The sequence below is a fragment of the Nocardia sp. NPDC023733 genome, assembly GCF_040639775.1.
GTDB classification, from domain to species: Bacteria; Actinomycetota; Actinomycetes; order Mycobacteriales; family Mycobacteriaceae; genus Nocardia; species Nocardia rosealba.
On the sequence record NZ_JBFAAN010000001.1, the window covers coordinates 2,235,250 to 2,254,976 of the forward strand.

Below are 19,727 nucleotides of genomic sequence, written 5' to 3' on the forward strand. Positions count from 1 at the left end.
GCCAGTTTGCGCTGCGGGCGCTCGGGATCGGAGACATTCGTGCACACCGCTGGATTTCGGCTGTCCACCTGCGGGAGAAGACCCACTCGCCGAAACCGTGCGAGTGTCAGGACCGGCATTCCCACGGGTCGTCGTGCCGCGCAGTGACACAACCGCCGCCGATCTCCTGGTCACCGAGGCCGCAGCCCTGCCGGGCCCGGCAGCCCGCATCCTGCTCGTCGAGGACGACCCGGGTGACGCGCTGCTGGTAGAGGAGCTGGTGGCCGATCTCGGCGCCGGACCGCGCCTGGAGTGGGTGCGCACCCTGGCCGAGGCGGGCGAACGGCTGCGCACCGACACCCCCGATTGCGTCCTGCTCGATCTACACCTGCCCGACGCCAACGGGCTCGAGGCACTGGCGCGACTGCACCAGATCGACGACCAGATCGCCGTCGTGGTGATGACCGGGCTCGACGAGGAGCAGACCGGGCTCAACGCCCTGGCCGCAGGAGCGCAGGACTACCTCGTGAAGGGCCGGGTGGAGCCCGAATTGTTCGGTCGCGCGGTGCGTTACGCCATCCAGCGTAAGCACGCCGAGCGCACGACCGCCGCCCTGCGGGCCAGCCAGATGCGGGCGCAGGAGAACGCGCGTCTGGAACGCGGTCTGCTGCCCACTCCCCTGCTCGGTGCCGACCGCGGCGTCGAGGTGCTCGCCCGGTACCGACCCGGCGCCGACCACTCCCTGCTCGGCGGTGACTTCTACGACGCGGTCCAGGACGCCGACGGCGTGGTGCACGTGGTGATCGGTGATGTCGCGGGTCACGGCCCCGACGCCGCCGCAACGGGTGTCGCACTCCGACTGGCCTGGCGCACACTGGTTCTCAGCGGCGTCACCGGCGCCCGTCAGCTCTCTTTGCTCGAGGAACTGCTCGTGGCCGAACGCCGCGACGAGCAGACCTTCGCGACGGCGACCGTGTTACGGCTCGACCCGGTGACCAGGCTGGTTCAGGTCCGCCGAGCGGGCCATCCGGGAATGCTGCGGCGCGCGGCCGGCATCTCGCGCTGGTTGGAGGTCGACGGTGGCCCGGCGCTCGGATTCGTCCCGGGCCACGGGCAGTGGCCCGTGCACGAGCTGAGTCTTGCCGAGAACGCCGGGCTGATGTTGTTCACCGACGGACTGTTCGAAGGCCACGTCGGCGACGGCAGCAGGCGACTGGGCGAGGACGGCCTGCTCGCGCTCGCCAACACCCTGCCCACCGCACACCCGGACGAGTTCGTCGACGCGCTGATCGAACGAGTAGAAGACCAGGCCGCCGCAGCGGGCGGCCTGGACGACGATGTGGCCATCCTCTATGTGCGATGGCGCGACAACGAAAGGCTTGCGCAGTGACGACCACAGCCCCCGACCGGAAACGGTTGATCAGCCGGATGACGGCTCAGGGCTGGTTCCAGCTCGTCTTCGCCTCGATGATCGTCGCCGTGATCGTCGGTGCCGTGGCGGGCGCCCAGGTCATCGCCCACACCAACCGGGTCACCGACCGGCTGGTGGCCCAAACGCTTCCGGCCGCCGCCGAGGCCGCGCGACTGCAGGGGGCGCTGGTGAACGAAGAGGCGGGCATCCGGGGTTACGTGCTCACCCGTGATCCCCTGTTCGTCTCGCAATACACCAGCGCCAGGCAGGACGAGGCGAAAGCCGTCGAACGGCTCGAGCAGTTGATCGAGGGCCGTCCCGAACTCCAGGCCGACCTGTCCGCTCTGCTGACCGCCGCCGACCTGTGGCGCACCGAGTATGCCGAGCCGGTGATCGCCCAGGGCGGCGCAGCGAACCGAACAGATATGGGCATCACCTATTTCGGCGAGTTGCAATCACGGTTCGCCACCCAGAACGACAATCTCACCGCCGCCGTCGACCGCGACAACAGCCGGCTCGACTCCGCCCGCACCACTCGTAACCTGGTGCTGTCGGGCATCGTGGTCGCGTTCCTGGTGACGGGAGCGGCGCTCACCGTCCTGGTGCGTCGCCTCGTCGTCCGGCCGCTCGGCTATCTCACGGAGTCCTCCCGGCGCGTCGCGGCAGGCGAATTCGACTCCCGCATCGATCCCGTCGGCCCCTCCGACATCGCGCTCGTCTGCGCCGCCGTGGAGAACATGCGCGACCATATCGTCGCCGAGCTCGCCTCCTCGCGGGTGCAGGAATCGGTGCTGCACCAGCAGAAACAGGAACTGGCCGATCAGGCGGAGGAACTGCGGCGTTCCAATACCGAACTCGAGCAGTTCGCTTATGTCGCCTCCCACGACCTGCAGGAGCCGCTGCGCAAGGTCGCCTCGTTCTGCCAGCTGCTCGACAAACGCTACGGCGACCAGCTCGACGAACGCGGCAAGCAGTACATCGACTTCGCCGTCGACGGCGCCAAGCGCATGCAGGTGCTCATCAACGATCTGCTCACCTTCTCGCGAGTCGGGCGCGTATCCGACGGCACCGAGCCCGTCGAGCTCGACCACAGTCTCGACGCCGGGCTCACGGCGCTGTCGTCGAGCATCGAGGAGACCGGCGCGGTGATCGAGCGACCGGAGCAGCTGCCACGAGTCGAGGGCGAACCGACGCTACTGGTCATGCTGTGGCAGAACATCATCGGCAACGCGATCAAGTTCCGCACCCCGGGATCCACGCCGCTGATCCGGATCACCTGCACACCGGAGGACACCGGCTCAGGTTGGCAGTTCAGCGTCTCCGACAACGGCATCGGCGTCGACGCCGAATTCGCGGACAAGGTTTTCGTCATCTTCCAGCGCCTGCACTCCCGCGACGCCTACAGCGGAACCGGTATCGGGCTGGCCGTGTGCAAGAAGATCGTGGAATTCCACGGCGGCCGGATCTGGATCGACACCGACTATCACGACGGCACCCGCCTGTGTTTCACTCTGCCCACTCTCGACGAATCCACCACCGCATCCGACGCCCGGAAAGAGGCTATCGCGTGACCGATCCCGGCCAGCCCATCGATATTCTGCTCGTCGAAGACGACCCCGGCGACGAATTGATGACGAGAGAGGCGTTCGAGGACAACAAAATCGGCAATACCCTGCATGTGGTAAGAGACGGTGAGGAGGCCCTCGACTTTCTCTACCGTAACGGCGACTACGCCGATGCGCCGACACCCGACTTGATCCTGCTCGATCTGAATCTCCCGAGATACGACGGCAGACAGGTATTGGAGAAGATCAAGGCCGACCCCGAGTTGTCACCGATTCCGGTGGTCGTGCTGACCACATCCGCCGCCGAGGAGGACATTCTGCGCAGTTACAAGTTGCATGCCAATGCCTATGTGACCAAACCGGTCGACCTCGACCAGTTCATCGCCGCCATCCGGCAGATCGATGAATTCTTCGTGCAGGTCGTCCGGCTGCCGAGGGTGCGCTGACGGACTTCACGAGCAGGCGATGAGCATGGTGACGATAGTGCCGGATTCGGTTGTCTCGACGTCGAATTCGCTGCTCACCGCGCGCATGATGGTCAGCCCCCGGCCGCGCGATTCGTCGGCGACCGAGGCACTCGCCTGCCAGCTGCCGTGGTCGCTGACGACCACGCGAATGTGACCGTCGGTGACCGATGCGCCGATTTCGACCGGTCCACCATCACCGCGATGACCGTGCTCCACAGCATTGGTACACGCCTCACCCGCGGCCAGGATCACATCGTCGACCAGTGTTTGTCGCACCGGAATGTCGCTCAGCCAGGCACGCAGCGCACGACGGACCTCGACCAAACGATCAGCCGTCGCAGAAAATTCCAGATAGAAAGGTTTCAGGGTGTTCTCCTGACCAGACGGGCGCCTCGGCACCGAGCGGTGTGCTGTCGGTCTCGCTTCTGGCATTTACCCCATCCGATCCACTGCTAAGCAGGGCGCGAGTGTGATGCATACGTCCCGCGAGGGTAGCGCGGAGACGTGAGACCTCTTCTGTAAGGTCCTATTTCATCGGGTAAGTTGAGTAAGATGTGTTCGCCGACCCGGCGGCACCGAGGCAAGAGGTGGAAAGTGGCGAATCGCGACCAGAACGGAATCCCCGACCTCGATGTGCAGGTACGCGCCGAAGACGGATTCGAAATCCTCACCGTTCGCGGCGAAGTCGACATGGCATCGGCGCCCCAGTTGCAGGCCGCGCTGGAAAAGGCACAGCAGGGTGGAAACACGCTCGTCGTCGACATGACCCAGGTGGGTTTCCTCGGGTCGGCCGGACTCAGCGCACTGCTCGTCGTGTCGAAAGCGGCACCGGGCCAGCTGCGGGTGGTCGCGTCCCGTGAGGTCGCCCGCCCCATCGAACTGACCGGCCTGGACAAGCTCCTCGCCGTGTACAGCACCCTCGAAGCGGCCGTCGCCGCCACCGACGGGGCACCCTCCGCGCTGTAAGCGCACGCCGAGCGGTGCCCGGATCGGTCGTATGAGATCCGGGCACCGCGGCACTCACATCGGATACACCGAGTGCTTGCGTGGGTTGAACTCCCGTGCCACCGGGGGTTTGTCGCGCAACAGGCGGAGTGCGTGGCGGATCTCGAGCCGGGTACGCGCCGGTTCGATGACGGCATCGATATAGCCGCGTTCGGCCGCGATCCAGGGCGTGGCGACCGTCTCGTTGTACTGGTTGATCATGAATTCCCGTGCGGCGGCCCGATGTTCCTCGGGGACCGCCGCCAGCTGCCGCTTACCGATCAGGTCGACCGCGCTCTCGGCGCCGATCACCGCGATCCGCGCCGTCGGCCACGCGAAACTCACGTCGGCGCCCACCTGACGCGCCGCCATCATCCCGTAGGCACCGCCGTAGGACTTGCGCACCACGAGATTGATGATCGGCACGGTGGCCTCGATGATCGCCCTCGGCACCCGCCCACCACGGATGATCACGCCCGCCGCTTCCTGATCGAGCCCCGGCAGCACACCGGGTGTGTCGACGACGAACACCAGCGGGATATTGAAGGCATCGCAGAGCCGGATGAAGTAGGTCGACTTGTCCGAGCACGCCGCGTCGATCGAACCACCCAGCACGAGCGGCTGATTGGCGATCACGCCGACCGGATACCCGTCCACCCGCGCGAAGCCGGTGATGAGGTTGGGGGCGAAAGCCGCACGGATCTCATGGAATTCGCCGTCGTCGAAGATCCGCAGCAGGATCTCGTGCATGTCGTAGCCGGTGCGATCGGAGTCGGGAATGATGGTGTCGAGCTCGCGGTCCGAGCCCGTGATCTCCGGCTCCAGACCGGGATTCACAATCGGTGGCTGCTCGAGACAACTCGACGGCATGTAGCTGAGGTAGGCCCGCGCCCAGGCGTAGGCATCCGCCTCGGTCTTCGCCACGTGATGCAGCGTGCCGCGCTCGGCCTGCACCGCGGCCCCACCGAGGTCTTCGGCGCTGATGTCCTCGCCGTTGACGGCTTTGATCACCTCCGGCCCGGTGACGAACATGTACGAATCCTCGGTCCCGATCAGCACATCGGTATTGATCGGCCCGTACACCGACCCCGCCGCGCACTTGCCGAGAATGATCGACACCTGCGGCACATACCCCGACAGCTTCTCCAGTACACGGGAGATGTCACCGAACGACGCGATCGACCCCACCGCGTCCTGAATCCGCGCACCGCCGGAGTCGTTGATCGTCACCACGGGGCAGCCGGAATCGAACGCCAGCTTCAGCGCCCGCATGAACTTGCGCGCCGACACCACACCCACCGATCCGCCGTACACCGTCTGGTCGTGCGCGATCACCACCACCGGCCGCCCGTCGATCAGGCCCCGCCCGGTGACCAGGCCGTCGCCGTAGAGCGCGTCGGGCTGGTCGGGCTGGCGCGCCAAGGCGCCCACCTCGATGAACGTCCCGGGATCGAGCAGCATGTTCAGCCGCTCCCGCACGCTCGGCACGCCCTTCTTCGCCCGCTTCGCGACGCCGGCCGCACCCGCGGGTTCCGCGGCGATCGCCAGGATCTTGACCAACTCGTCGAGCTTCGCCTGCGTAGTCGCCACGCTCGCTGCCACCTTCCAACCACCTGTAGTACTCCGGGCGAACCTAGGCCCAATCGCGCGCGCACACGACGCCTGTGTGCGGTATGTGGACAGGTCACAGTGATCGGTGGCGATCCCCCGTGGTTCCGACAACCTCGTTGTGGTCCGCGCCGAACCTCCGGTCCATACCTGATCGCGCGGCACAAGGCGATATGACGACCGCGTCGAATTGTTGTGGATTTCTCCGAGAATGGCGCGGCGAACCAAATGGAAACGTCAAAAGCCGCCGCAGGCACACGAATTCGGGATTGCCGTCGTGATCTGATCGAGATGTCCCGAGCACGGGATGTTCACCGAACGCGAGGAAGTACGTATGAACTCCAGAATTGCCCGCCCGATTGCCGTTGCCGCCCTTGCCCTCTCGGCTGCCGCGCTCAGCACCGGCACCGCGGCCGCGGCCGCACCCGTCGCCGGGTCGGTCGAGGTGTGCGCGCCCCTCCCGCTGGGCCCGCTCGAGCTGAGCCTGTGCCTCTGACCGGCTAGATCGGTGCGGTGAGCTGGTGTGGGCGGGCGTCGGGGCCGCCCACACCGGCGTGTATCCGGTACTCGTCGTAACCCTAATCATTCCTCTATTCTCTTGACCTTTGTCACAAGCGAAGCCCGGACGTGACAATGGCCTACGCGGTAGTTTGGTCACTTGCCCAGCGATCTGGGTGGGAAGGATTCATCATGGCTGTCACAACTTCCATCGAACCGTTCTTGACCGCTTCGGGCCGCCCGGTGTCAACCCCGTTGAAAGACGTGCGCACAATCTCGCGCCAGATGGTGGTGCATTTCATCGAAAACGTCGTCCCCTGCGCGACGCTGCCGGGCGAAGCGCTCGACGGCGACGTCACCACCGTCACCAGGGTCTGTCTCGAGCTCACCCGAAGCATGCTCGACGGTCGCGACCTCCCCGGCCGGGTGGAGCGCGTGCAGGCCGCCGCCGCCGACTGGGCGCGCGAGGGCATCCCGATCGACACCATCCACCACGCCGTCCACGAAGGCTTCAAACTCGGCTTCGACCTGGTGATCACCAATGTCACCAATCACGACTACGACACCGTGGTCGGCGTGGCCCGGCGCCTGATGGACGCCCAGGACATGATCACCTCCGCTGTCTCCGCGGCCTACGTGCGCGAGCTTCGCGCCGTGGTCAGCGAGCACCACACCGCCGTGCACACCCTCACCTCCGCGCTGCTCGGCGGCCAGAACACCTCGACGATGGCCCGCGAATGCGGCATCGAGGTCGCCGCCGAATACCACGTGATGGCCCTGGAGCTGCCGCCACACCCGGAGGAATCCGAACCCGGCCTGAACGCGAAAGTCGTTGCGCGGCGCAAGTTGCGGCGCGTGCAGGCCGAACTCGCCAACCGCTGCGACGGCAAGGTGCTGTCGCTGCTCAGCGTCGACGGCGGCACCCTGCTGCTGCCCGCCACCGAGTTCACCGAGCCCGAACTCGACGAGCTGATCGTGCACCTGTCCACCGCCGCCCAGGTACCGGTGCGCGCCGTGGTGATGTCGGCCGCGCCGAGCGAGATCCCGCGCGCCGCGGAACAAGTCCACGAACTCGTCGAAATCGTGCACCGTCTCGGCGGCCCGAGCAAGGTCTACCGCCCGCACGAACTGGCCTTCGAATACCAGCTCACCCGACCGGGGCCCGCCCGCGACTACCTGAGTTCGGTCGTCGATTCCCTCGAAGCGCATCCGGAGCTCATGCAGACCCTCGAGGTCTACATGTCCACCAATATGCAGCGCTCACGCACGGCCCGGAAGATGTTCATCCACACCAATACCGTCGACTACCGGCTCAAGCGGATCAGCCAGATGACCGGATTCGACCTCAACGACGTCACCGGATTGTGTTACCTACGGGCGGCCCTGCTCATCCGCGCGCATCGAGGAACGGCGTCGAGCGATATCTCCCCGGATCGGGGCTCACGCGCCGGCTGAGGACCGTAGCGAACGCGGGGTGCCCCCATTTCTGGGGTCTGGCCGGGCTTTCCTACGAACGGGATCGTTCTTCGATAAGGGTGCACTGTCGCGGCGCGGAGCCTCACCGGGCGGACAGCGAGCGTGGGCACCTGTCCGAGCACCCGTGATCGCTCTCGATCACCGGTTCGGCGATCGAGAGGAACCCCCGTTGTCCAGACTCCGGCTCGTGATCCTGACCCTTGTCACCGTTCTTGTCGCCCTGACACCCTCGTTCATCCCTGCTCCCGCACAGGCTGCGGCCACGGTGCGGTGGGAAGCGCGGGTCAGTGACCGCATCCTCGATATCGGGATCTCCTCGCCGAACCTCGAGGGTCCCGACTGGGCGGCGAAGGTGGTGCGGTTGCTGCTGCCACCCGGCTGGTCGAAGGACGCCGCCCGCACCTGGCCCACGATCTGGGTTCTGCACGGCGGGTTCGACGATCACAAGTCCTGGACCGACAAGGGCAATCTCGAGGCACTCACCGCGAACACCGACGCCATCTACGTGCTCCCCGAAACCAGTTGGTGCAGTGCGTATTCCGACTGGTGGAACTACGGTTCCTACGGCGCACCCGCCTGGGAGAAGTACCTCATGGGCGACGTGCGGACCCTACTGGAATCGACCTACCGCGCGAACACCACCCGCGCCATCGCGGGCAACTCGATGGGCGGTCTCGGCGCGATGAAATTCGCCGCGAAGTACCAGGGCTGGTTCCGTTCGGCGGCCAGTTTCAGCGGCAACGTCGACCCGCTGCACGACTCGGGCGCTCCTGGCGAACCGGACAAGCCGGGTCAGGGATGCGCAGCGGACTGGAAACGCGTCTGGGGTGACTACACGGCCCAGCGCCACATCTGGGAGCAGAACAACCCCTACACCCAGGCAGGCAAGCTGACCGGTATCCCCCTGTTCGTCAGCTATGGCAAGAACGGGCTCGTGGAATCCGCTGTCTACGAGCAGAACTCGCGTTTTGTCGCCAAACTGGAGAACACATCCGGCGTGGACGTCAGGGAACGCTATGACGCAGGAGCCGGACATGACTGGCCGGCCTGGTCGTCGGCGATGTCCTGGGCGCTGCCGGATCTGTTGCGATCTGTGGGCGTCGGCTGATCGGTGCCGGACCGGCGGCTGAGGGAGAAACATCATGCACTTCGTCCCGGCGCTGTTGCTGACGATCATCGGCGCGTCCACGGTCGGGTCGGCGCCGATGGCGGGCGTTCCACTGCTCGCCCTCGCGGCGGTGATCGCGATTCACGAGCTTCGCGAATACCTGTGGACGCTTCGAGAGATCGGTCGGATTTCGCCTTCGCTGTCCCGGCGCGAGCGTCTCTGGCGCGCGGCGCGAATGTCGGGAAAATCGGGCGGAACCGGCGGGTCGGGCGGTTCCGGCGGTCGGGGCGGAACGAGCTGCAGTGGTGGTGGTGGTGGCGGCTGCGGTGGTGGCGGGGGCGGTTGTGGGTGACCGAGCAACGAGAGAATGCGCGTGAATGTTGTGGGGAGGGAAACCTGTGTCGACGGAATGGTTGTTCGCGCTGATCCCGGGTTGCGTGGGGTCGGTCTTCTTCGTCATCGGCCTGGTCTTGATTCGCCGTACTCGAAAATTGAAGCGCTCCGGCGCGAAAGCGGTTGGCACAGTAGTCCGATTGGCGACGAGTTCGGGACAGAACGGCACCCTGTATCACCCGGTGGTCCGGTGGGTGACGGCCGATGGGCGCACCGTGGAGGAACGCGCCGTCATGGGTAAGTCGTGGATTGTGAATTTCCGGCCCGGTACCCCGGTGCTCGTTCATTACGATCCGGACCGCCCGGCGAAGATGGTCATAGAGGGCTATAGCGGCGGTTCGGAATGGTTGTTCTGCCTGCTGGGCGCGGGTGTGCTCGGTGTGACTCTCGCGGTGTGCCTGGTGGCGGCTTTCTGAGCCCGGCGACCCTTTCGATCATGGTGATCGGATAGCGGTATTTCGGAACAAAGCCGCCTGAGGGCCCGGTTGGACCGGGCATGACTCTCGGAATCGCGCTCGCCGTCGAAAACGCCACCAATTACGTCGACGACATCGTCGAGCAGGCCCGCTATGTCGCCGAACAGGGTGTGCCAGCAGTGTGGTTCGGGCAGCGGATGGACTACGACTCCCCCACCCTCGCCGCGATCGTCGGGCGTGAGATACCCGCCTTGCAGGTCGGTACCTCCGCCATTCCGGTGACGGGGCGGCATCCGCTGCTGATCTCGTCGCAGGCACAGACCGCCCAGGCCGCCACGCACGGCCGCTACCATCTCGGTCTCGCGGTCGGCTCCACCTTGTCGGCGAGTGCCTTCGGTCAGCCGTTCGATCGGCCCATCGCCCGGTTGCGCGAGTTCCTCACCGCGTTGCGGCAGCTTCTCGACACCGGCACCGCCGACATCCACGGTGAACTGTTCACCACCACCCCGGCGCTACCTACCTCGGTTCCCGGCGGCGAGCGGCTTCCGGTGCTGGTGGCCGCTATGGGCCCGCAGGCGCTGCGAGTCACCGGCGAACTCGCCGACGGCACCCTGCCCTACCTCGCCGGGCCCAAGACGCTGAGCGAACACATCGTTCCCGAAATAACCAGGGCCGCAACCACTCCCCCGCGGATCGTCGCCTTCGTGCCTGCCGTCGTCACCGCCGATGTCGAGACGGCCCGTTCCGAAGCGTTGCGGCACTTGGCCTTCTACGAGCAGATCCCGTCCTATCGCCGCGTCCTCGACCTAGAAGGCGTCGCCAGGGCGGCAGATCTCGCACTGATCGGTGACGAGGACATCGTCGCCGCGGGCATCCGCCGCTACTTCGACGCGGGCGCCACCGAAGTCGTCCTCACCGCGACCGACCTCACCGGCCAGCCCGACCACCGCCGCACCATTGCCCTACTGGGCGAACTGGCCCGGCGGTGATCCGCTGCCATCAGAACGTCATGTCTGAGGCCGCCAGTCCCGGGTAAGCGACCGGCTGAGGCGAGTCGAGAACGAGAGGAGTTCGATCTCGTGGAAGACCTGTTGCGGCCGATGCTCGTGGTGTTCGGCACGATCGCGATCACCGTGGCCGCCGGCCTGGCGATCGACCGGCTGCTGCGCTACAGCGCCCGCCGCCGTCCCGGTGTCCACCTGAATTCGGTACGCCGGGTACGGGTGCCCCTCCAATTACTGCTGGGCACACTGCTTTTGCGTGCCCTCTATCCTTTGGCCGACGTGGATCCACGCCGCGACACGGTGGTCCAGAATTTCCTCGCCACCGCCGCGCTGATCGCGGCGGCGTGGTTGGTGATTCGCGCCACCGACGCCGTCGCCGAGAACCTGCTGCGCCGCTATGCCCAACGCACAACCGAGGTTTCGCGGGTGCGGCAGCTGCGCACCCAGCTCGGACTGGTGCGCCGCATCATCACCTCGGTACTCGTCGTCACCACTGCGGCGGTCGTCATCCTGCTGCTGTTCCCCAGCCTGCGCACCCTCGGCACCTCGATGCTGGCCTCTGCGGGCGTCATCGGCATCATCGCGGGCGTGGCCGCCCAATCCACCCTGAGCAATCTGATGGCCGGGTTGCAGATCGCCTTCGGCGACTCGGTCAAGATCGGCGACACGGTGGTCGTCGAAGGCGAATGGGGCGTGGTCGAGGACATCACCCTCGCCTTCCTCACCGTCCGCATCTGGGACGACCGCCGCCTGACCATGCCGGTGTCCTACTTCAACAGCAAGCCCTACGAGAACTGGTCACGCGGCGGCTCCGAAGTCACCGGCACCGTCGCCCTCCACCTCGACCACTCCACCCCCATCCCCGCCCTCCGCGAACACCTGCACACCTACCTGCGCCAACGCCCTGACTGGGACGGCCGCACCTGGAGCCTGCTCGTCACCGACAGCACCCCAACCAACATCGTCGTCCGCGCCGCCATGTCCGCCGCCGACGCCGACGACGCCTGGACCCTGCGCTGCGCCGTCCGCGAAGAACTCCTCACCTGGCTCTCCGACCACCACCCCCACGCCCTCCCCAAAATCCCCACCCTCATCACCAACCCCACCGACACACCCCCCGAACCAGTCTTGACCGCATCCCGAAACGGCCATCTACCAGCCGATTAGTACTCACGCGGACTGTTGCGGTAATCTTTCCGAGCACCCGGCGACGGGGGCAAGGAACGGGCTGTGGCGCAGCTTGGTAGCGCACCTGACTGGGGGTCAGGTGGTCGCAGGTTCAAATCCTGTCAGCCCGACAGGCATAAGGCCAGGTAGGAGCATGTTTCCTGCCTGGCTTTTTTGCTGTTCAGCCTGCCTCGTTGTCACGATCTGTCACAAGCGCGCCGTCGGTCGCTGCCGCATCATCCAGCGCCGCGCATTGCGAGTGTGCGTAAGTCTTCAGGGTGAATGCCGCGTCGGTATGCCCGAGCCAAGCACTGATCACCGCCAACGGCACGCGATTGAGGTGCATCAGGGTTCCGCATGTATGACGAGCGTCATGCAGTCGGATTCGCGACACCCCCGCCTTGGTGACTGCGCGATTCCAAGCGCGAGTGAGTTTGTCCGGGGACACAGCGCGTCCGAGTTCGTCAACGACGACATAGCCCGACCCCTCCCACACCTTCCCGAGTGCCAAGCGTTCGGCGGTGGTGCGCGCCTTCGCGGCTTTCAACTCGATAGCCAGCTGATCGGTCAACGGCAGAGTGCGTCGAGACGATCGCGTCTTCGGCTCGTTGTCCACCACCACACCCGTCCCGGCCATCACACGATTGTTCGAGATGGTGAGTGTCTTGGCGTTCAAGTCGATGTCCGACCAGCGCAACCCGTGATCGGTTCGGCACAGCCGACCATGTCAAGCTGGGGAACGATGAGGTTGCAACCGGGCGCGGTAGTGGGTGGGTATCGGCTCACTGGAGTGCTCGGCGCCGGTGGCTATGGCGCCGTATATCTGGCAAAGCATCCACGCCTGGAACGTAGTGTCGCGCTAAAGGTATTGTATCCGGGATACGCAGCGGATCCGAAGGTTCGCATTGCGTTCGACCGTGAAGCCACCCTGGTCGCAGGCCTGGATCATCCCAATATCGTTTCCGTTTATGACCGTAACGATCCCGACGACGAGCACTTGTGGTTGTCGATGCGTCCCGTCATCGGCGGTGATCTCAACGTGTCGATCAATGCCGAGCCGCAGGGTCTAGATCTACCCTGAGGGGGAGCGGGCGATTCTCACTGATTTTGGGATCGCCCGCGCTCTCGATGCGACTGTGACTGCGACTGGCGTGGCATTGACCCTGGCCTATGCTGCGCCGGAACGCTTCGCGGGCCGAGCCATCGACCATCGCGCCGACGTATATTCGTTGGGGTGCACCTTGTTTCATCTCCTGACCGGACAGACCCCGTTCCGGACCACTGACCTGGCCTCAGCTATCGCCGCGCACCTGTCCGACGTTCCGCCCTCACCTCGCAACCTGCGACCTGAACTGCCTCCCTACATAGATTCGGTCATCGGCACTGCGTTAGCCAAAGACCCCTCAGAGCGTTACTCATCATGTGGTGAGTTGGCCGAAAACCTGCTCCGCGCCGTCACCGCCACGACCTTCGCGCATGGGGTAGCCGTCCCACGCAATTCAGCCGAGGAGTTCTCACCCCCAGCCGCTGAATCAGGCACGGCCTACACAATTGTCAAGCGCGGCAATCTATTCAAGGATGTTGGCGAGTTCGGCAAAGCGGAGTCTTGGTACCGCCGCGCAGCAGATACCGGCGATGCCAACGCGATGCGCCATCTTGGCGACGTTCCCAAGAGGCGAGGGGACATAGGCGAAGCTGAATCCTGGTACCGCCGTGCTGCTGCGTTAGAGGATATCGGCGCAATGACCAGCCTCGGTGTTGCGCTTGAATTGCTGGGCGAGTGGGACGAAGCTGAAACGTGGTACCGCAGCGCTGCGGACGTCGGCAATGCCAAAGCCATGCACTCTCTCGGAAACCTTCTCAAAAGGCGCGGTGAGCTAAGCCAAGGGGAGACTTGGTCTCGCCGTGCGATTGCTGCCGAGCACAAGGAATAGCCTCGACCGTAGCAGGCAGCATCGCACGGCAGACCAGCATCCGGTTCCACATACACAGCCGGAAGCAGCGAAATACGATGGGATGCAACCAAGATGCTGCGCGCGCCAAAGTCCTGGTCTACCAGCAGTTTTGGGCAGCCCTCGCGGTCAGCCCCGACGGGGGCCGACGATGCCTGACATGCGAAAATGCCCCATGGCCCCTCCACATGCCGCACCCGTGCTCGTCATCGTTTCGGGACCGTCGGGGGCGGGGAAGTCCACGCTAGCCCACGCGCTGGCCAATCTGATCGGTGTCCCGGCGATCATCCGCGACGAGATCAAGCAGGGCATGGTCTTGGCCGCCGGGCCCCGCGACGCCGACTTTGAAGACCTCAACATCCCGGTCCTGCATGCCTTCTTCGACACCCTCACCGTGCTCGCCCGCGCCGAGGTCAGCGTTGTCGCCGAAGCGGCCTTCCAGGACCGACTCTGGCGCCCGAACTTGCTCAGGCTGAGCAAGTTCGCCGAAATCCGCATCATCCACTGCACCGCGCCACAACACGTCCTGCACGACCGCATCACCCACCGCGCCGAGTACGACCCTCACCGCCGCGCCCACAACGACGCCGACCTTATCGCCGAGATCGCCGCCGGAACCCGCACTGCCGACTCCTTCGTACCAGTAAAGATGGACGTGGCGGAAATGACCGTAGACACCACCAACGGATACCGACCAGGCCTGGACGCCATCGCGCGATTCATCACGAACAGGCTTCACGATGCCCCGACCCCGGTCGACTTGGACACAAGCACATAGCCGACCAAATGACGAACATTTGAAGAGGCGAAGCCGATGAACGAACCGCAAATTCCGCCAACCGCACGCGATGCCGACGAACAAGTACGGGAAGCTGTCGCTGCGGAGATGCGGCTACTCGACCCGGCCGTTCGACGATCACGCGAACTTGCCGAAGTGTTGCTGCATCCAGAGTTCGTGGAGGTTGGCGCATCTGGTCGGCGATGGGATCGGCACCAAATGCTCGCGGAGTTGCCCACGATGTCGGGCTCGGCGGACGACCAGCGGATCGAGGTCTCCGATGTTCGCGGTGTTCTACTGGCACCAGGTTTGGTACATCTGACCTATCAGACCAACCACGATGGGCGGCGAGTACTTCGATCTTCGTTGTGGCGCAAGGGTTTTGCCGACACAAGCTGGAGGATGTACTACCACCAGGGAACCCCTGTACCCGGTTCGACCTTTGAACAGGTGAACTTGACAGGGAAACCTGCTCGTGCCCGCACTGCCAACGCCTCAGCGGCGGACTGATCATGGCCTGGGTCGGGTTCCCCGCTGACGGGTTCGCATGGACCGGGCCCGTTGGCGAACCTCAGTGGTACGCGACCTTTCCCACCACCAAACGCGGGCTTCCGTCCCATCTGCGGTTCCACGATCCTGCACTCGACGACGGCAGCGACGACATCGGCATCACCGGAATTCGTCAGCGGGGATTCGAGTTGGTCTACCTGTCGTTCGACTAGTCTCGCTGCCTGGGGCCGACCGCGAGTCGGCCCCTTCCGACGCGCCTGCCTTGTCGGGCGACCGAAACGCTCCCGCCCCGCTGCCGATCAACGCGAATTTCCCCGCCGCAAGGTCGACAGCGGTAGTGATGGTGGTCAGAGCGCCGAGGAACACGGCTCCAAGGCCGGGAACCCGGTCGCGGCGGTGGTGGTCGCGAGGGCTGCGGGGAGCACCACCAGCCCTTGGCTTGTCGGGCGTCGAAGGGGTCCGCTCGCGGGGAACAAGTCAAGAACTACGGGCCGCACAAGGCCCTCAATGCTCATCCCCGCTCGCGCGGGGAGCACACTAATTGACCTGCGCGTTTGCAGACCAGCCAGCCAAATTTCATTCACTTTCGACCGCTCCGAGGCCGATATCGCCAACACGGCAGACCAGCATCCGGTTCCACATACACACCACCTCATCACGCGCCCTCAGCAGCCACCGTAATACCGCAGCGTCACCGCACCCTAGCCGTCCATCGAGCGGCCTGCAGGTCCATCGTCACGACACCGACCGAGCACCGGTGCAGTTGACGACTTCTCGAAAGCGCAGCAAAGCCGCGTCCGCGGTACTCGACCCAACACACATTAATCACACAGAAATAGCCGGAAACAGCGGGAAACGATGGGAAGCAACCAGGATGCGGCGCGCCAAAGTTCGGGTCTACGTGAACCGTCGCCAGGTGGTCGCAGGTTAAATTCCTGTCAGCCCGACAGTGATAAACCCCTCTGACCTCGGTTGGAGAGGTTTCGCTTTCAGGAGATTCGACGTCGGTCAAAATCCAAAGAATGCCACGTTTTTGAACTCCGTCGCCTGCCGAAGGCGCGAGACGGCGCCGGGGCGTAGCGCTCGGTGACTGCGTGATCGCCGTGATAAGGCGGCCGAGGGCATCCATTGTCGTTTGTTGGCGAACCGACCGGGTCGGTCCGGCCGGTTCGCGGGCGTGATCGCGTGGTCAGGAAATCGCTTGGCTTACTGCATTGGGCCCGTCGAACGTGCGGTCGGGCAGGTCCTGCAAAGCGTCGAGGATGTCGGAGTCCGCACCGTTGCTGCGGGCTGTGTTCACGATGCCGTCGCGATCGCAGGGGTAGTCGATGCCGGACAGGTACTTCTGGACCTGGATCGGGTTGATCTGGCTCATGCTGTGCTCCCTTCGGTTGGATAGCGGACAACGTGGGGGGCTTACCACCGCGCTCGGTTTCTAAGCAGGTGCGAAGAGGTCGATGGTTCGTGAGGCACGCCGACTAGCCGACGTAGCGTCGGGCGGTCGAGTTGCGTTGCGAGGCTTCCAGCAGGACGAGGCCCGCCTCGACATGGGCGGGCAGTACCTGTCGTTCGCGCAATACCCATGGCAGCCCGCGTAGGGCCGCAAATACGGCGGCGGCCGTCGTTCGGTCGGCGGGGGCCGATCTGAGGATGTCGGCGGTACGGCGGGCCGCGCTGCGGGCCGGTCGGCGCAACCACAGGGTCCACAGAGTGTTGCGAATTCCGAGCCCGCGACGGTGGGTGGCATCGCGGGTGCGGGAAGGCTCGTGGTGGATGATCATGTCTTCCACCCAGCACATCCACCACCCGTGTGCCGCGAGATCCAACGCGAGCAACTCCTCCTCGCCCGCGAACCACAGGCGCCGGGAAAAGCCACCCACCTCCTCGAACGCGCGCACGCGGAAGGCGGACAGGCCGGCCATCACGCCCAGGACCGCGGGCCCGGGCAGCCAGTCGGGGCCGGAGATCGGCGAATCGCGGAATTCGGGAGTGATCGGGTCTTCACGCAGGTCGGGTGCTACGAGACAGCGTCCCGTCACCGATCCCAGGCCGGGATACTCGTCGAGCAGATCCGCCGCGCGAGTCAGCGCACCGGGCTGCCAACGGGTGTCGTCATCGCAGAATGCCACGTAGGGCGTTCGCACCCGTTCGACGGCGAGGTTTCGACCGAGAGCACCCAGGTTTTCAGCGGAGCGGATCAAGTGCACCTGCGGGTAGTTCGCCGCGACCGCGTCGGCCGTGCCGTCGGCGGAACCGTTGTCGACGAGGATGATCGGGGCCGCGTCGGGCAGCGCGGTCATATGCGCGAGGGTCTGCAGCAGCTGGTCACGCCGGTCACGGGTGATGATGACAACCGTCATCCGGTGTGTCGACATCGGTCAGCTCCTTGTGTGGGCGAGTTCGAGTGTCCTGGCTCGGGTTTCGATCTCCGGGGGCAGACGATGCCGCTGTGCCAACGCTTTCGGCAGCCGTTGGACGATCTCGGCGACGGTCAACAGCGTCTGCGGCTCGCGCACGATCCGGCGAACCAGGTCGAGCGACTCCGCGGCGCACTGCCGTAGTGGTCGCCGCATCCAGGTGATCAAGGCGTTGTTGCGCTGTTCGGCCCGCCGCCGCCACGCCGGCGGGGGTCGGTGGGTGGAGGGGTGATGGTGGGCCCGCACCCTCGGCACGTAACACAGATGCCAACCGCGGGCGGCCAGGTCGAGCGAGAGCAATCGTTCCTCGGCACCGAAATGCAGCAGCGGGCTGAATCCGGCGGCCTGCGCATACGCCTCTTTCCGCACGATCGCCGCACACGCCAGGAAGCCGAGAACCGACGGACCGGGCAGGTCCGGATCGTGTCCGAGCGGGCTTTCGGCCATCAGTTCGTTGACGGGATCGTCTCGATGTTCCGAGCCGACGAGGGTGCGTCCGGCGATCAGGCCAACCTGTGGATAGGAGTCCAATATCCGTTCGGCTTCGGCGAGCGCGTCGCTTGCCCACCAGGAGTCGTCGTCGCTGAAGGCGACGTACGGTGTTCGGGCGATCGCCACGCCGAGATTGCGGGCGGCCGCTCCACGATTGTCGGCCAACCGGACTACGTGTACGTCTGGGAATGTTTCGGCCGTGTCGGCGGTGTTGTCGTCGGATGCGTTGTCGAGTACGACGATCGCCGGGCGTGGACGCAGCGTGCACAACTCGGCGAGCGTTCTCGCCAATTCCGTCGCGCGATTTCGGGTGGCGATGACGACCGTGATCTTGCTCGTACTCATGACGCGCGCCCCGGCAGCAGCTCCTCGAGCGACTCCGAAATCAATGCGTCCATCGTGCAGAAATTTGCCCATCCGATGACGAATACGCACATGCCTCGACACATACCCGGTGTCCGCCGCGCCAATCAGCGGGGCACCGTGCGGTTTGATCACGCGGCGAACGGCAAGAACCACGACATGATCAGCCCGCGCAGAATTCTTCTGTGGCATGTGCACGGCTCGTGGACTACCGCCTTCGTCCAAGGGCCGCATCGCTATCTGTTACCGGTGACCGACGAGCGCGGGCCCTGGGGCCTTGGCCGTTGCGGACGCGATTGGCCGAATGCCGACGAGGTCACCGTCGGCGCGTTGCGCGACATCGAGGTGGATGTGATCGTGCTGCAGCGTCCCGAGGAGATCGACCTCGCGCATCGATGGCTCGGGCGCCGACCCGGCGTCGACATCCCCGCCGTCTATGTAGAGCACAACACTCCGCGTCCCAGCGCGGCGCTCACCGCGCATCCGATGGCGGATCGAACCGATGTACCGGTCGTGCACGTCACCCATTTCAACGAGGTGATGTGGGACAACGGCACAGCGCCCACCTGTGTCATCCCCCACGGCATCGTGGATCCCGGCGAGCTCTACACCGGCGAACTACCGCACGGTGTCGCGCTGATCAACGAGCCGATGCGGCGCGGGCGGATCACCGGCAGCGATCTGCTGACCCGCTTCGCGCGCGAAGGTCCGGTCGATCTCTACGGGATCGGCGCGCAAGACTTCCGGCCGCACGAGCCGACCAAGCATCCGATCAACGGGATAGCGGATCTGCGGCAGTCGGCATTGCACCCCGAGATGGCCAAGAGGCGCGTGTACCTGCACACCGCGCGGTGGACTTCGCTCGGACTGTCGCTGCTGGAAGCCATGCACCTCGGGATGCCGGTGGTGGCGCTGGCGACCACCGAGGCGGTCAGCGCGGTACCGCCCGAGGCAGGTGCTCTCTCCACGGACGTCACCACCCTCACGGCGAAGTTTCGCGAATTGCTCCACGAACCCGATCTGGCGGTGCTCGCGGGGAAATCGGGACGGCAGTTCGCGCTGGAGCACTACGGCCTCGAAAGCTTCCTGCATCGCTGGGATCGCCTACTGGCCGAGATCACCGGATAAGGCGGCATCCA

General features: G+C 65.3%; 23 protein-coding genes and 1 tRNA gene. 18 read left to right on the top strand and 6 right to left on the bottom strand.

The window, feature by feature from the left end:
- The first annotated feature begins 166 nt into the window (after positions 1-166).
- Genes AB0F86_RS10390 through AB0F86_RS10400 form a run of 3 tightly spaced genes read left to right on the top strand, consistent with a single transcriptional unit; the run spans position 167 to position 3,401 of the window.
- Entirely contained in the window at positions 167-1,369 is a 1,203-nt protein-coding gene (locus AB0F86_RS10390) for a SpoIIE family protein phosphatase (RefSeq protein WP_356983774.1), read from the top strand.
- A complete protein-coding gene (locus AB0F86_RS10395) occupies positions 1,366-2,961 on the top strand; it encodes an ATP-binding protein (RefSeq protein WP_356983404.1) in 1,596 nt (531 codons plus the stop codon). The genes AB0F86_RS10390 and AB0F86_RS10395 overlap by 4 nt, the downstream gene beginning before the upstream one ends.
- Positions 2,958-3,401, top strand: coding sequence for a response regulator (locus AB0F86_RS10400; protein ID WP_181697291.1), 444 nt, complete (start codon positions 2,958-2,960; stop codon positions 3,399-3,401). Before AB0F86_RS10395 ends, AB0F86_RS10400 begins: the two co-directional genes overlap by 4 nt.
- Before the next feature lie 6 nt (positions 3,402-3,407).
- On the opposite strand, the gene AB0F86_RS10405 is transcribed toward AB0F86_RS10400, so the two are convergent.
- Complete coding sequence (locus tag AB0F86_RS10405) at positions 3,408-3,854, bottom strand: ATP-binding protein (RefSeq protein WP_356983406.1); 447 nt, start codon at positions 3,852-3,854, stop codon at positions 3,408-3,410.
- Between the two features lie 162 nt (positions 3,855-4,016).
- Between AB0F86_RS10405 and AB0F86_RS10410 the strand changes: the two genes are divergently transcribed.
- Entirely contained in the window at positions 4,017-4,388 is a 372-nt protein-coding gene (locus AB0F86_RS10410) for an STAS domain-containing protein (protein WP_067488991.1), read from the top strand.
- A 54-nt stretch (positions 4,389-4,442) separates the two neighbouring features.
- Here AB0F86_RS10410 and AB0F86_RS10415 read toward each other — a convergent pair whose 3' ends face one another.
- Positions 4,443-5,996 (bottom strand): acyl-CoA carboxylase subunit beta, encoded by a 1,554-nt coding sequence (locus AB0F86_RS10415; RefSeq protein ID WP_181697288.1) that lies wholly within the window; start codon positions 5,994-5,996, stop codon positions 4,443-4,445.
- A gap of 352 nt (positions 5,997-6,348) precedes the next feature.
- On the opposite strand from AB0F86_RS10415, the gene AB0F86_RS10420 reads away from it, so the two are divergent.
- The 8 genes from AB0F86_RS10420 (at position 6,349) to AB0F86_RS10455 (ending at position 12,207) form a co-directional block, all read left to right on the top strand.
- Positions 6,349-6,510, top strand: coding sequence for a hypothetical protein (locus AB0F86_RS10420; protein ID WP_181697287.1), 162 nt, complete (start codon positions 6,349-6,351; stop codon positions 6,508-6,510).
- A 194-nt stretch (positions 6,511-6,704) separates the two neighbouring features.
- Positions 6,705-7,967 carry a helix-turn-helix domain-containing protein gene (locus AB0F86_RS10425; protein WP_181697286.1) on the top strand — a complete coding sequence of 421 codons (1,263 nt, stop codon included), beginning with the start codon at positions 6,705-6,707 and terminating at the stop codon, positions 7,965-7,967.
- A 190-nt stretch (positions 7,968-8,157) separates the two neighbouring features.
- Complete coding sequence (locus tag AB0F86_RS10430; RefSeq protein ID WP_357171645.1) at positions 8,158-9,096, top strand: alpha/beta hydrolase-fold protein; 939 nt, start codon at positions 8,158-8,160, stop codon at positions 9,094-9,096.
- 34 nt (positions 9,097-9,130) lie between these two features.
- Positions 9,131-9,448 (top strand): hypothetical protein, encoded by a 318-nt coding sequence (locus AB0F86_RS10435; RefSeq protein WP_356983410.1) that lies wholly within the window; start codon positions 9,131-9,133, stop codon positions 9,446-9,448.
- A gap of 61 nt (positions 9,449-9,509) precedes the next feature.
- A complete protein-coding gene (locus tag AB0F86_RS10440; protein WP_225279453.1) occupies positions 9,510-9,905 on the top strand; it encodes a DUF3592 domain-containing protein in 396 nt (131 codons plus the stop codon).
- A gap of 80 nt (positions 9,906-9,985) precedes the next feature.
- On the top strand, positions 9,986-10,894 hold the full coding sequence (locus tag AB0F86_RS10445; protein ID WP_356983412.1) for a TIGR03564 family F420-dependent LLM class oxidoreductase: 909 nt from the start codon (positions 9,986-9,988) through the stop codon (positions 10,892-10,894).
- Positions 10,895-10,984: 90 nt separating this feature from the next.
- Complete coding sequence (locus AB0F86_RS10450) at positions 10,985-12,076, top strand: mechanosensitive ion channel domain-containing protein (protein WP_356983414.1); 1,092 nt, start codon at positions 10,985-10,987, stop codon at positions 12,074-12,076.
- Between the two features lie 57 nt (positions 12,077-12,133).
- Positions 12,134-12,207: transfer RNA gene (locus AB0F86_RS10455), tRNA-Pro, on the top strand.
- A 50-nt stretch (positions 12,208-12,257) separates the two neighbouring features.
- Here AB0F86_RS10455 and AB0F86_RS10460 read toward each other — a convergent pair.
- Positions 12,258-12,773 carry a site-specific integrase gene (locus tag AB0F86_RS10460; protein WP_356983416.1) on the bottom strand — a complete coding sequence of 172 codons (516 nt, stop codon included), beginning with the start codon at positions 12,771-12,773 and terminating at the stop codon, positions 12,258-12,260.
- Positions 12,774-12,818: 45 nt separating this feature from the next.
- Between AB0F86_RS10460 and AB0F86_RS10465 the strand changes: the two genes are divergently transcribed.
- The 5 genes from AB0F86_RS10465 to AB0F86_RS10485 all read left to right on the top strand — a co-directional run bounded on the left by AB0F86_RS10465 (position 12,819) and on the right by AB0F86_RS10485 (position 15,528).
- A complete protein-coding gene (locus AB0F86_RS10465; RefSeq protein WP_181697280.1) occupies positions 12,819-13,157 on the top strand; it encodes a protein kinase in 339 nt (112 codons plus the stop codon).
- A 13-nt stretch (positions 13,158-13,170) separates the two neighbouring features.
- The gene (locus tag AB0F86_RS10470; RefSeq protein WP_356983776.1) at positions 13,171-14,010 is read left to right on the top strand and encodes a tetratricopeptide repeat protein; all 840 of its coding nucleotides are present in this window, start codon (positions 13,171-13,173) and stop codon (positions 14,008-14,010) included.
- A gap of 193 nt (positions 14,011-14,203) precedes the next feature.
- The gene (locus tag AB0F86_RS10475; RefSeq protein ID WP_225279448.1) at positions 14,204-14,806 is read left to right on the top strand and encodes an AAA family ATPase; all 603 of its coding nucleotides are present in this window, start codon (positions 14,204-14,206) and stop codon (positions 14,804-14,806) included.
- 36 nt (positions 14,807-14,842) lie between these two features.
- A complete protein-coding gene (locus AB0F86_RS10480; RefSeq protein ID WP_225279447.1) occupies positions 14,843-15,316 on the top strand; it encodes a DUF4440 domain-containing protein in 474 nt (157 codons plus the stop codon).
- 2 nt (positions 15,317-15,318) lie between these two features.
- Complete coding sequence (locus AB0F86_RS10485) at positions 15,319-15,528, top strand: hypothetical protein (RefSeq protein ID WP_356983419.1); 210 nt, start codon at positions 15,319-15,321, stop codon at positions 15,526-15,528.
- A gap of 977 nt (positions 15,529-16,505) precedes the next feature.
- On the opposite strand, the gene AB0F86_RS10490 is transcribed toward AB0F86_RS10485, so the two are convergent.
- From AB0F86_RS10490 to AB0F86_RS10500, 3 genes are all read right to left on the bottom strand, one after another.
- A complete protein-coding gene (locus AB0F86_RS10490) occupies positions 16,506-16,691 on the bottom strand; it encodes a DUF2795 domain-containing protein (RefSeq protein WP_067489007.1) in 186 nt (61 codons plus the stop codon).
- 103 nt (positions 16,692-16,794) lie between these two features.
- Complete coding sequence (locus tag AB0F86_RS10495) at positions 16,795-17,691, bottom strand: glycosyltransferase (RefSeq protein ID WP_356983421.1); 897 nt, start codon at positions 17,689-17,691, stop codon at positions 16,795-16,797.
- A 3-nt stretch (positions 17,692-17,694) separates the two neighbouring features.
- A complete protein-coding gene (locus AB0F86_RS10500) occupies positions 17,695-18,570 on the bottom strand; it encodes a glycosyltransferase (RefSeq protein WP_356983422.1) in 876 nt (291 codons plus the stop codon).
- A 177-nt stretch (positions 18,571-18,747) separates the two neighbouring features.
- Here AB0F86_RS10500 and AB0F86_RS10505 point away from each other — a divergent pair, with 177 nt between their 5' ends.
- Positions 18,748-19,716: a glycosyltransferase gene (locus AB0F86_RS10505; RefSeq protein ID WP_356983778.1), complete on the top strand. Its 969-nt coding sequence runs from the start codon at positions 18,748-18,750 to the stop codon at positions 19,714-19,716.
- The last annotated feature ends 11 nt before the right edge of the window (positions 19,717-19,727 follow it).

Bases quoted from the DNA above. Each gene is read 5' to 3' on its own strand.
- AB0F86_RS10505 (WP_356983778.1), top strand. From the start codon at position 18,748: ATGATCAGCCCGCGCAGAATTCTTCTGTGGCATGTGCACGGCTCGTGG.
- AB0F86_RS10485 (WP_356983419.1), top strand. From the start codon at position 15,319: ATGGCCTGGGTCGGGTTCCCCGCTGACGGGTTCGCATGGACCGGGCCC.
- AB0F86_RS10425 (WP_181697286.1), top strand. From the start codon at position 6,705: ATGGCTGTCACAACTTCCATCGAACCGTTCTTGACCGCTTCGGGCCGC.
- AB0F86_RS10500 (WP_356983422.1), bottom strand. From the start codon at position 18,570: ATGAGTACGAGCAAGATCACGGTCGTCATCGCCACCCGAAATCGCGCG.
- AB0F86_RS10420 (WP_181697287.1), top strand. From the start codon at position 6,349: ATGAACTCCAGAATTGCCCGCCCGATTGCCGTTGCCGCCCTTGCCCTC.
- AB0F86_RS10465 (WP_181697280.1), top strand. From the start codon at position 12,819: ATGAGGTTGCAACCGGGCGCGGTAGTGGGTGGGTATCGGCTCACTGGA.
- AB0F86_RS10475 (WP_225279448.1), top strand. From the start codon at position 14,204: ATGGCCCCTCCACATGCCGCACCCGTGCTCGTCATCGTTTCGGGACCG.
- AB0F86_RS10490 (WP_067489007.1), bottom strand. From the start codon at position 16,691: ATGAGCCAGATCAACCCGATCCAGGTCCAGAAGTACCTGTCCGGCATC.
- AB0F86_RS10445 (WP_356983412.1), top strand. From the start codon at position 9,986: ATGACTCTCGGAATCGCGCTCGCCGTCGAAAACGCCACCAATTACGTC.
- AB0F86_RS10435 (WP_356983410.1), top strand. From the start codon at position 9,131: ATGCACTTCGTCCCGGCGCTGTTGCTGACGATCATCGGCGCGTCCACG.
- AB0F86_RS10405 (WP_356983406.1), bottom strand. From the start codon at position 3,854: ATGCCAGAAGCGAGACCGACAGCACACCGCTCGGTGCCGAGGCGCCCG.
- AB0F86_RS10480 (WP_225279447.1), top strand. From the start codon at position 14,843: ATGAACGAACCGCAAATTCCGCCAACCGCACGCGATGCCGACGAACAA.
- AB0F86_RS10495 (WP_356983421.1), bottom strand. From the start codon at position 17,691: ATGTCGACACACCGGATGACGGTTGTCATCATCACCCGTGACCGGCGT.